Raw genomic sequence first — 11044 nt, 5'->3', positions numbered from 1 at the left:
CGAAAAGGCATCATCACCACATAAAAATGCCCGCCGCACCACGCGGCTACAGCAATGATAATAGGGCGTGTCTTCAAGACTTATCTGAGTTCGGCGAGGGCGCGGCATACAAACCTCCTTGTTCAATGCTTAACCAAAGCATAGTAGGAGGTTAGCTATCGCGCTATTAAGGTTGGGTGTCCTGTTTCGCTAATTGATACTGGAGTAGATGGTGCTCCTATACCCATAGGCAAATCCCAAAGTACTAGACCTCGCTCTTTTCTTTCATTGCAACTATCACTTATACAGTCATCCCACAGCGAGAGATCGACATTTTCTAATTCAGAGAGAGCAACAATTTTCAAATTAATATAATCTTGTGCTCTTCTTTTTGCCGCCTCACTATATCCGTTTGGACAAACTAAAATGCCGACTTTTGAGGAGCAGCCCATCATCATTCCATAGAAACTTTCAACGTCTTTAACATTTAGGGGACGGCTATATTTCTTGGCATCTACAATAATCCTGCGATTTCTATCGTCACCAAAACGAGAGTCTATTAGGACATCTACTTGCCTAGTCGTTTGACTTAAGCAACCTTTGATTTTGGCATTTGGGATGACCGTGACATCTTGAGATTGATAGTCCTCAGAGCAAAGTTCGGCTATGAAACGCTCATACTTCCTCCAGTCTGTCATGGTAACCTTTGAAAATTAACATTTTTTTCATGCGCGTTTATCTTGTTGGGTCAGAGAAAATGCGCACGGTTAACTATCTGTATGCAAAGAACTTATCAGCTTTCTGCCGCTTTTCATATAAGTGATCCATCTGGAAAAATGCGCATGCGCGTTTTCCAAACCTATTAACTAAAAATGAGTCAATATAGTCACTTGATTTTATAACGTTTTATTTGTTGCAAAATGGGGTTAATGCGCACTGATATTGTCTTCAAATCATTCAAAAATACCTAAATTTAAATATGACTGTATACCGTTATATTGTTAGTCGATTTATAGCAGGGCCAAACATAGGTAAATAGATAAGAATTGTATGGCAGCAGGAGTGGGAATTTTCGATTGAGCTAACGAGCCAAAGCGCGGAATGGAGCATTAGCTTTTTAGTCAGATGAAAAGTTCAATGGCAATAAATGCTATTTAAGAGATGGCAGCGTTAACTTGTTTGTTGGGGAATTTTTGATTTCAAAATGGGGTATTCGATAGGGCGGTGTTATTCTGGCTATTCTTAACGAGTCTTTATTCCTTGGTGCATCCTAGAGTCAAATTAAGGATGCCCCACTCACCATTGAGCGGGGCGAAAGATTAGGCCTGTTGGAAATAATAGAGTTTGTACTTGTTATTCTCTGCCGGCACGGTTAATTGGCCGAACTCGGCGGCGATGGTGTCCGAATAGGGCAGGTGGCGGTTAGCGACGATTTGCCAAATCCCTTTTGATTGCAATTGTTTTGCGCTATCGGCCACAAAACTCTGGGCAATGCTGGTCGTACTAGCAAGGCCATCGTGGAACGGGGGATTGGAGATAATACCGTCGAATTTTCCACTGGTTTGCGCCAGTCCATCGGAGGGATAGACCTTGGCCGTCATACCGTTTGCCGCCAGCGTAAGTTCGCAGGAGGCCAGCGCCATGGCATTGATATCAATACATTCTAACGACAATGTCGGTTGTGCCTTTAACAGTGCAGCGGCAATGACGCCTGCGCCGCAGCCAAAATCCAGTACTCGGCCAGAGAGCGTTGGCAGATGCGATAGCAATAGCTCTGTGCCTTGGTCTAAATGCTTTTCACTGAACACGCCGACTAAGTTGCAGATGGTGATATTGCCTTGCGGGGTGGCGAGTTGATACTGGCTGGTCCAATCGCTGAGTTTAATCTCGGGCGCGGTATCGATTAGGCTGCTGCCAAAGAGTAGGCAATGGCGCGCGTTATCGAGTTTGATGCCAGTGGCAAAGTATTTCGGCAGCAGTTTGACTAAGGATTTAACCCCACCTTTGTTCTCTCCCACGACTAAGAGTTGACCATCGGCCACTAAGTGCTGAGCGGCTAGATTAAACAAGTAGGGCGCTAATGGCTTAGCTTTAGGAAAGTACACAATCACAGTGTCGTACTTATCCTGGTGGGGCAGTTGATGGCCAAAATAGCAGCGCAGTTTGGCATTGGCCTGTGGCGCTAAATGTAGGTAATGGTGGTAATCCAAGGCGAGGGCATCGACGGACTGGGCGACATCGAGCAGTGCTTTGGGCAGGGAGTCTGCCTCATGGTTTAGCACTAAGACTTTATGTTGGCTCAGGGTTTCCTGATTGCGGATAATAACTTGCGATGGATTCGTTAACACTGCATGGCTACCGTAAAAAATAAGTGCGGGCATTATACCCCTTATTCGGCTGCGAGCCAGCCTGCAAGCCGCCGACTTAAGGGATGCTGCAAAACAGTGCGTATTTGCACATTACGGAATGAAAGCCAATAAAAAAGGCAACTGTGTAAACACGGTTGCCTTTTCTCTGTTAGCTGGCGCGATATTCGCTTGGGCGATTATTTGCTAATATCAGCAAATTAGCCCTGTGGCTGCACTGGTATAGCTGCTGGAGCTGGAGTTGATACCTGTGCAGGGGCTTTTGGCTTTTTAGGCTTAGGTAACAGGCTAAAAATCTTATTGGCGATATCTGTGTTGTCTTGATGACCGTTAAACAGCTCAGAGGCTGGGCCTGCGGCAAAGACTTGCACGTCAGTCCCTGTGTGGCCGCCGGTCGTCCAACCCGTATCGGTGCGTTTATCAATCACATGGCGAATCGCAATGGCCATGGTTTCTAAGCCCTGCATTCTGGCAACATTTAACTTAGCCACTTCTTCTTCGGTCAATTCAAAGCCTAAACCGCGGGATAAGTCGGCCTGCCAAGTATCACCGCCAAGGGCTGCTTGGGCTAAGGTATCTGAACTTGCTGAGATATTACGCAGGATCTCGGGATTCCAGTTGTAGTTGCCATCGGCACCGATTGATAACCCGCCGGTATTATGGTCGGCGGTGATTACCATTAAGGTATCGGGGTTTTGGCGTACAAATTGTTCAACGACTTCAATCGCATTGGCAAATTCATCCATTTCACCCATGGCGGCGGCGATATCATTGTTGTGTCCTGCCCAGTCGATAAGGCTACCCTCGACCAGCAGCACAAAGCCTTGCTCATTTTGCGACAGTAAACTGAGGGCTTTTTGAGTCAAAGTGCTGAGTTTTTTAGCATCTTTTTCATCTATGGCCCAAGGCAGTTGCACTTCGGCAAACAAACCTAAGACCTTAGGTTGGGTAATGCTGGCCAGATCGTCAAAGCGGGTAATGTGTTGATAGCCCTTGGCGGTGAACTGGGCTAACAGCTCTGGGGGAAAGTATTTTTGTCCGCCACCTAAAAACACATCGGCGTTGGTTTCAAGATAACTTAATGCCAGTGCATCGTAATTTTTACGGCTCTCGTTATGGGATAAGAAAGCCGCTGGTGTGGCATGGTTGATTTGTGACGTGACCGCTACACCCGTGCTCAAGCCTAAGGTTTTGGCCTTTTCGAGTATGGTGGGCAATGGCTGTTTTTGCGTATCGACCGAGATGGCGCCGTTATAGGATTTAACTCCAGTCGCGAGGGCTGTCGCAGCGGCCGCAGAGTCGGTCACATAACCACTCACGTTAGCGGGATAAGTGCTCGCCATGCCAACCAATAAACGGTCGAAGACGGTTTGTTCGACTTCTTCGGTATCTGGATTGTCCTTGTAATAACGATAGGCACTGGTGTAGGAAGGCCCCATGCCGTCGCCAATCATGATCACAATATTTTTGGGGCGCGAGGGGGCTTTAACTGGGCCAGTCTCATTCGCTCCTGCTTCAACTGCCAATGCAGAGGTGGAGAGCCATACACTCATACCAAGCAATAACAGTGGCGCTTTGGTGAAACTCATATCAGATCCCTAGAAGTCGTAGGCGCTCTGTGGGCGCCTTCAATGAATAATATTATCTTGTAGGTGTACAAGCTTATTGGGCAAGACGGGCTTCGATGGCATCGAACAGCATGCCAGTAATGTCCACATCGAATGCTGCTTGGATTTCACGGATACAGGTTGGGCTAGTGACGTTAATCTCGGTCAGCTTGTCGCCAATCACATCCAGACCCACAAAAATTAGGCCGCGTTTTTTCAGCTCTGGGCCAATGGCGCGGGCGATTTTCCAATCAGAGTCAGATAACGGCTGGGCAACACCGCTACCGCCTGCGGCCAAGTTACCGCGGGTTTCGCCTTTTTTCGGAATACGGGCCAAGGCGTAGGGCACGGGCTCACCGTCCACCACCAGAATGCGCTTGTCGCCCTTGGTTATTTCAGGAATAAAGGCCTGCGCCATGGCGTATTGGTTGCCGTATTGGGTCAAGGTTTCGATGATCACCCCAAGGTTAGGGTCGTCCTGCTTCACGCGGAAAATCGAGGTGCCGCCCATGCCGTCTAATGGCTTGAGGATAATGTCGCCCTTGGCTTGGTGGAACGCGCGAATGCGATTGGCATCGCGGGTCACTATGGTCTCAGGCGTAAATTCGCTAAACCATGCGGTGAATAGCTTCTCGTTGGCATCGCGTAGGCTTTGCGGCTTATTCACAATCAGAACGCCTTGCTCCTCAGCGCGCTCGAGCATGTAAGTGGCGTAGATAAATTCGGTATCGAACGGCGGGTCTTTACGCATTAACACCACGTTAAGCTCGCTCAGCGGCGTATCTTGGGCGTCTCCCAGTTCAAACCATTTATTGGCATCATTGATGACCTTTAATGGACGCATATTGCCCATGGCAACGCCGTTGACCATGGCGAGGTCGGCCATTTCCATATAAAACAGTTGGTAACCCCTTTCTTGCGCCGCCATTAGCATGGCAAAACTGGAGTCTTTCTTAATGTTGATCTCACTGATGGGGTCCATCACTATGCCGAGTTTTATCATTAATCTGTTCCTTATTGATTGCCGTTGCAGGCAAAAAAGCATTTATGGATTAGCCAGTCATCGATTCGCTAGTTAGCGGTTAACCTTTACCCTAAGTCACCAAATCTAAGTTGCAGCGCGGTAATCGCCGTGAGTGAGGCGGTTTCGGTGCGCAGCACTCGGGGGCCGAGTAACACATCGGTAAACTGGTAGGTTTCCGTCATGGCGATTTCTTCCGCCGATAATCCCCCTTCGGGGCCGATCAGCAGGCGTACACGGGTATGGGATAAGTCTAAGCCATTGATACCGTGCGCCGCCCTTGGGTGCAAGTTGAGTTTGAGTGCGCTGGTCGGTTCGCTACACCATTCCTGTAATTCCATGGCGGGACGAACGATAGGCACTTGGCTACGACCAGATTGCTCACAGGCGCTGATCACAATCTTTTGCCATTGCTGAATTTTCTTTTCGAGACGCTCACCTGTGAGCTTGACGCCGCAGCGGTCAGAAAACAGTGGCGTAATAGTATTCACCCCTAGCTCAACGGATTTTTGAATGGTGAACTCCATCCGATCGCCGCGGGAAATCACTTGGCCTAAATGCAGGTTGAGGGGCGACTCCGAGGGATTGGCCTCGCAGGACAGCACTTTTACCGTGACCGACTTTTTACCCGAATCGACAATTTCGGCAAGATAATCATGACCATCGCCATTAAACAGGCTAATGTGTTCGCCACTGCCCATGCGTAGCACTTTGCCAATATGGGCTGCGCCATCCTCATCTAAATTCAGCTGTTGATTTACGGCTAATGGTTGAGGTTGATAAATTCTTGGAACTCTCATTGTCGACCTTATTCGGCTAATTGTTGGCGCAGTGGCGGCGCATTACAGGCATTCTGCACAAAGGGATTATGATTACCTTGGATCTGCGCTATGGCGTTATCGCGTTTGCATTCAATAGTATCAACTGGATAGCTTTTATCCCATGCTTTGAACAATTTTAATTGCTGCGAGGCGATTTTAAGGCCATAGGTTTGCTGCATATACAGGTAAGTGCGGGCTATTTTGCCTCGGGCATTGGCGGGCGGCTGGGCTTGGCGATTCTTAAAGTCGATGACCATAGTGCATTGGCCATATTGGTCGGCCTTACCGTTCCATTGGCTAAAACGGAAGTTGCTGCGATCGCCGTTCACTTCACCAATTGCGGGCACCAGATTGTGCATGTCCGCTTCCATTTTATTGAATTCCTTACTGTTATCGGCGCAGTTTTTACGGCCGCCCTTTTGCCAGCATTGTAATTGGTGACCAAACTCCCATGCTGGGACTATATGCTCCCACTCGATACGGTTGGCGCGGGTCTCTTGTTTACGCACTTGATAGCCGCAGCTGTTGAGATCGGGCTTCCAGGATTTGCCCTTTATTTGGATATCACAGCCACAATAAAAACTGACCGCGGGTAACGTGCCCTGACGGCTGCCTTGATATAAGGATTGGGACAATACCTTGGCTTGACTAAAACTATTGGGGTGCGAAGGAGAGGCATGGACCGAGGCCGAAACCGCCAGCCAACTGAATAGGCACAGCAAGGCTTGCCGAGACCTTAAGGCTATCTTGGAGTTGTTCAATATTTATCCCAAAAAGTGATCTGTACTACGCGAGCCTGTGGCTCGTCTTTTATGACTGAATGGTAAGGGAAATACCGCGCCTTATGCAAATCGCTCGTACTTTTGGCGGAGGATTTTGTGTATTGCGGATTATTCGGCTGCTTGGGTAAAGGTGAGGTGGGTATGGCAGCGTTTACACAGATAACGGGTTTCGCCACGCAGCACTTTATTATGACGACGGATACTCAACCGAACCGGGCCGCAGGCGCAGCGGTACTCAAAGTCTTTCCCTTTAACCGACTGAGTATCGAAACTGTGGGTGGTATTGGGGCTCACTTTAAACAGCTTGAGCATGATGGATTGCCACTCGCGGCCATGGGGCTTGGTTTTGCCAAAGAGTTGAAAGCAGAGTAAGTGGCTGATTTCGTGGGGTACCACTTCGGCTAAAAAGGCTTCGCTGTTTTCCCTGAGTAATACGGGGTTAAAGCGCAGTCGATTCTGCTGCAAATGCGCCGTGCCAGCACTACGTCCACGTAGGGTAAATTGGGTCTGCGGCCGCGCAAATGTGCGCTTAAAGTAGATTTCCGCCTGCTGGTAACAGTCTTCGATGCGTACCAGGATTTGTTGCTGCAGCGGTGTCAGTGGCTTTGGCTGGCGTTGGGGCGTGTTGGCTTTCGCTGTATTGGCCACAGTCGGTGTGATACTCGCGGGTGAGATGGCTTTACGGCGCAGGTTACTGAGTAGGGATCTCGGGTTAAACATAGACTTAGGCGTTAACTCTTATTCTGCAAAGCATCAAGTAAACAATATCTCTCGCTATTTCAAGGCATCTATTCGGATTTCACGAGTCCAAAGCCCTTATTCTAGATGGCTCGACAAGCGTTTGCATCATAACTAACGCTTGCCGACAATGCCAGTATTGCGCTTGTTACAGGCTCGCTGCGGCCTGCATCACCATAATGCGTACTTGCTCGACAATCGCTTGTTCGGTGGCGTTGTCGTAGCCCTTCACCCTCGGGGTGTGGATATGGCCAACCTTGGCAGGGCTGTTGAACTTTTGCTGTAACACAATGGCGCGGTAGGAAATCTCATTAGAGAGATAACCACCGCCAGAACCTTCGACCGAGGTTTCATTTTGCAGCTCGCTTAGGGAGCTGGCATTAAATTCGCCGCGCGCTAGGGTCGTCACTGTATGGTTGTCATTGACTTTCCATTGACCGTCTTTGACCTGCATGGCGGCGACGGGCAGTGAAAATTCAACAAACTCAGGGCCGATAAAGTCTTTACCGTTGAGTTTGGGGGCGACAGGTGCGGTTTTGCTCCCACCTGTATACAGATTTTGGTTATCCGGTGCGGCGGCGCTACGGTTACGGCCGGGGAAGCGTTCAATATCAAAGTCACTTCGGCCCATGCTAACGGTAAAGACAAACTGGGTTTTAGGATCGCGATAAATCGGGCTGAGTAGCGACTCGATAATGCCTTGGTCAAAATCCTCGAAGCGTACCGGGATCATCGCGGTTTCGATTTGGGCTTTTTTGCCGTTGATATCAAACCTAAAACCATCGAGGGCGAGAGCAACCAAACCCGAAGGATTACTCTGGCTGATGTCTTTATCGAGGAAGAAAGGGTCGAATCCCGTTAGGAAGATTTTTATCTGCACATCGTCATCGTATTGGATATCGCTAAAACCGCGAGATGCCTTTTCGACGGCGCTGGCTAAAATCTGCTGTTGCCAATCGGCCATTTTGAAACTAGCACTGTTGTTTTTCAGGCTATTTAACATTGCAAGTCGTGCCCAATAGAGGGATCTGTCGTCAAAGTGCCCTGACTGCACATCACGCACCGCCTGTTGCCACAGTCTGTGTCCCTGGCGCGCGGCAAGTTGGGTTGCATCGCGCTCATTCTTCTGTGCAGATAATTGATTAGCCAAGCCTTCATCCAAGGCTTGATAGCGATTGACCACCTCTGCCATGGCTTTTTCAGCGGTGGGAATGCGGGAAACTTCCACATCTCCTAGGAGTTGTACGGCAGCTGCGGTTTGCACCACTGTGCTGGCGAGGATAAAAGCGAGACTGGGCTTTAACATTGGCGTTTCCTTTTTATTTTAATCACTTATTTTGCTGGAAAAGGGCTATGTTCCTAAGGCGTACTGGTTTGCTTCATCCTAGAGCGGATGTAACTTATGCCAAAAAGTCACAATGATTGCTTTGAGTATAAGAGTTTACCTAAAGTGATTCGAGGATCTTATTCCTGTTTTGTATATAGATGTTATCTAAGTGGCGTTTTTAGGTTGTGAGTTCGTTTCGTTGACTGCGAGCATTGGCAATCTCTCGCTTTAGCCGCGTGCCTTTTTTCTGCCACAATTGGTCAGCAGTTTGCTAGGGAAAGCGGGCAGAGACAGTGATAACCTTAACGCCTTATTTTTATGGATTTATTGCCTTGAGCAAGGGGACGTTATGCGTGCATTAGCCTTATCGGCTGTGTTGTTAGTGGCATCGATTATCGGAATGCCTGCGGAAGCAAAAGAGTGGCAAGAAACTCAGAGTTGGAATACTCACTTTACAGAACATAAAACCCAAGGCGTGGTTGTACTCTGGAACGAGAATAAACAGCAGGGATATACCAACGATCTTAAACGGGCGAACCAAGCATTTTTACCCGCATCGACCTTTAAAATTCCCAATAGCCTGATTGCACTCGATTTAGGTGTGGTTAAGGATGAGCACCAAGTCTTTAGATGGGATGGACAGACGCGTGATATCGCCGCCTGGAACCGCGACCATGACTTAATTACCGCGATGAAATATTCGGTTGTGCCTGTGTATCAAGAATTTGCCCGCCAAATTGGCGAGGCGCGTATGAGTAAAATGCTGCAGGCCTTCGATTACGGCAATGAGGATATTTCGGGCAATTTAGACAGCTTTTGGCTCGATGGTGGCATTCGGATTTCGGCCATCCAGCAAATCGAATTTTTGCGCAAGCTGTACCACAATAAGTTGCATGTCTCGGAGCGTAGTCAGCGTATCGTTAAACAAGCCATGCTGACCGAGGCGAATGCCGATTATATTATTCGGGCTAAAACCGGTTATTCGGTCAGAATTGAGCCGAAAATCGGTTGGTGGGTGGGTTGGGTCGAACTCGATGATAATGTATGGTTCTTCGCGACTAACATGGATATGCCAACTTCAGATGGTTTAGGACTGCGTCAAACCATCACTAAAGAAGTGCTGAAGCAGGAAAAAATTATTCCCTAGAAGTGGTTATTGCATATTTGAGTGAAATAGCCGTCATATAAGCTGTAAAGTTATATGGACAAAATGCTCATGCTCGATGCACTTATACCTAATGGATCATATTTCATTCGGTCAGGCACAATCGACTTAAGCTCCCCGCGTTAACTTTCAGCCTGAGCATTAGCATCACATTCCTAAACGCAAAAAGCCTAGCAAATTCGCTAGGCTTTTGTAATCCCAGAAAAATAGGTGTTCACAATGGCGGTGTGAATAAAGAGATACAGCTGTGATAAAGCGTTTAGCCCATCAAGGATTGCAGGCTTTCTTGGCTACTAAAGCGTTTAACGAAAAAGTCCAAAAAAGCACTGATATTGGTGGCTAATTGGCGGCGGCTGGAATACACCCCGTAGACCTTAAAGGGCTCAATCGGCCATTCTTGCAGTATGGGCACCAGTTGACCATTCGCCAATTCCGTCTTACAGGCGGAGTTGGATAGCATGGCAATACCAAAGTCATCGAGGGCTAACTGCTTGACCATTATCGGGCTATTAACCCTAACCTTACGTTGAAAATTTACCATGGTCTTACGCGCCCCTTTACCTAGGGGCCAAATGGGCGCTGAGCGTGACGTACCCAGTAAAATGCCACTGTGCTCACTGAGTTCTTTTGGCGTTGCAGGCGTGCCACGCATTTTTAAATAGCCAGGGCTTGCCACGAGAATCGGTTGGCGCTCGAACAGTAATCTTGCAACAAGATCAGAGGATTGCAGTGGTCCATATTTGATAGCTATGTCATATCCTTCACCCACTAAACCGATATCGTTGTCGGTAAACTGGACATCCAATTCCACATTGGGATATAAACGCATGAATCCGCTACAGAGGTTAGCGATTAATTCTTGGCTAAAAGAGACTGGAATAGCTATCCGTAATGATCCTGACACATCATCATGGGTACTCTCGATAACCGCCTTGGCCGCTTCCACCTCATTGCGAATGGAATCACAGTGTTGATAAAAGAGGGCCCCGACTTGAGTCAGGCTTAAGTTGCGGGTGTCGCGTTGTAATAATCGCACGCCAAGTTCTTCTTCGAGCTGCGCGATTTTGCGACTTATGGTGGATTTTGGGTGGCCTGTTTCACGTGCAGCTTGGGAGAATCCCTTCGCTCTAACTACGGCTGCAAATAGCATCATACCGTTTAAATCTGGCATGTTTTTCCCACTGTCTCATATTTGGAACATAGCGTCTTATGCAGTTTAATGGCATTTGGCGGGATAA

Annotated in this window: 10 protein-coding genes and 1 pseudogene; 1 reads left to right on the top strand and 10 read right to left on the bottom strand. The window is 48.2% G+C overall.

Features of this window, described 5'->3' with window-relative positions; genetic code table 11:
- From SHD_RS21600 to SHD_RS09185, 9 genes and pseudogenes are all read right to left on the bottom strand, one after another.
- Positions 1 to 108, bottom strand: a pseudogene (locus SHD_RS21600) (transposase); the annotation flags it as partial.
- A gap of 47 nt (positions 109 to 155) precedes the next feature.
- Positions 156 to 677 carry a restriction endonuclease gene (locus tag SHD_RS09220; RefSeq protein ID WP_023266857.1) on the bottom strand — a complete coding sequence of 174 codons (522 nt, stop codon included), beginning with the start codon at positions 675 to 677 and terminating at the stop codon, positions 156 to 158.
- Between the two features lie 621 nt (positions 678 to 1298).
- Positions 1299 to 2327, bottom strand: a complete 1029-nt coding sequence (locus tag SHD_RS09215; protein ID WP_039978011.1) for a methyltransferase — start codon at positions 2325 to 2327, stop codon at positions 1299 to 1301.
- 218 nt (positions 2328 to 2545) lie between these two features.
- Positions 2546 to 3934: an alkaline phosphatase gene (locus tag SHD_RS09210; RefSeq protein ID WP_023266855.1), complete on the bottom strand. Its 1389-nt coding sequence runs from the start codon at positions 3932 to 3934 to the stop codon at positions 2546 to 2548.
- A 73-nt stretch (positions 3935 to 4007) separates the two neighbouring features.
- Complete coding sequence (gshB, locus tag SHD_RS09205; protein WP_023266854.1) at positions 4008 to 4955, bottom strand: glutathione synthase; 948 nt, start codon at positions 4953 to 4955, stop codon at positions 4008 to 4010.
- An 86-nt stretch (positions 4956 to 5041) separates the two neighbouring features.
- On the bottom strand, positions 5042 to 5773 hold the full coding sequence (rsmE, locus tag SHD_RS09200; RefSeq protein ID WP_023266853.1) for a 16S rRNA (uracil(1498)-N(3))-methyltransferase: 732 nt from the start codon (positions 5771 to 5773) through the stop codon (positions 5042 to 5044).
- Positions 5774 to 5781: 8 nt separating this feature from the next.
- Entirely contained in the window at positions 5782 to 6558 is a 777-nt protein-coding gene (endA, locus tag SHD_RS09195) for an endonuclease EndA (RefSeq protein WP_084294864.1), read from the bottom strand.
- A 126-nt stretch (positions 6559 to 6684) separates the two neighbouring features.
- Positions 6685 to 7296 (bottom strand): SprT family zinc-dependent metalloprotease, encoded by a 612-nt coding sequence (locus tag SHD_RS09190; protein ID WP_023266851.1) that lies wholly within the window; start codon positions 7294 to 7296, stop codon positions 6685 to 6687.
- A 166-nt stretch (positions 7297 to 7462) separates the two neighbouring features.
- The gene (locus SHD_RS09185) at positions 7463 to 8620 is read right to left on the bottom strand and encodes a periplasmic peptidase c15 superfamily (protein ID WP_023266850.1); all 1158 of its coding nucleotides are present in this window, start codon (positions 8618 to 8620) and stop codon (positions 7463 to 7465) included.
- 370 nt (positions 8621 to 8990) lie between these two features.
- Between SHD_RS09185 and blaOXA the strand changes: the two genes are divergently transcribed.
- Complete coding sequence (blaOXA, locus tag SHD_RS09180) at positions 8991 to 9788, top strand: OXA-48 family class D beta-lactamase (RefSeq protein WP_023266849.1); 798 nt, start codon at positions 8991 to 8993, stop codon at positions 9786 to 9788.
- Positions 9789 to 10065: 277 nt separating this feature from the next.
- Here blaOXA and SHD_RS09175 read toward each other — a convergent pair whose 3' ends face one another.
- Positions 10066 to 10977, bottom strand: a complete 912-nt coding sequence (locus SHD_RS09175) for a LysR family transcriptional regulator (RefSeq protein WP_023266848.1) — start codon at positions 10975 to 10977, stop codon at positions 10066 to 10068.
- Positions 10978 to 11044 lie beyond the last annotated feature (67 nt).

It is taken from the genome of Shewanella decolorationis S12 (assembly GCF_000485795.1).
GTDB classification, from domain to species: Bacteria; Pseudomonadota; Gammaproteobacteria; order Enterobacterales; family Shewanellaceae; genus Shewanella; species Shewanella decolorationis.
This window is presented reverse-complemented; position numbering and strand designations above follow the sequence as displayed.

Excerpts from the sequence above, each read along its gene's own strand:
- SHD_RS09220 (WP_023266857.1), bottom strand. The coding sequence starts at position 677 with ATGACAGACTGGAGGAAGTATGAGCGTTTCATAGCCGAACTTTGCTCT.
- SHD_RS09210 (WP_023266855.1), bottom strand. The coding sequence starts at position 3,934 with ATGAGTTTCACCAAAGCGCCACTGTTATTGCTTGGTATGAGTGTATGG.
- gshB (WP_023266854.1), bottom strand. The coding sequence starts at position 4,955 with ATGATAAAACTCGGCATAGTGATGGACCCCATCAGTGAGATCAACATT.
- rsmE (WP_023266853.1), bottom strand. The coding sequence starts at position 5,773 with ATGAGAGTTCCAAGAATTTATCAACCTCAACCATTAGCCGTAAATCAA.
- SHD_RS09190 (WP_023266851.1), bottom strand. The coding sequence starts at position 7,296 with ATGTTTAACCCGAGATCCCTACTCAGTAACCTGCGCCGTAAAGCCATC.
- SHD_RS09185 (WP_023266850.1), bottom strand. The coding sequence starts at position 8,620 with ATGTTAAAGCCCAGTCTCGCTTTTATCCTCGCCAGCACAGTGGTGCAA.
- blaOXA (WP_023266849.1), top strand. The coding sequence starts at position 8,991 with ATGCGTGCATTAGCCTTATCGGCTGTGTTGTTAGTGGCATCGATTATC.
- SHD_RS09175 (WP_023266848.1), bottom strand. The coding sequence starts at position 10,977 with ATGCCAGATTTAAACGGTATGATGCTATTTGCAGCCGTAGTTAGAGCG.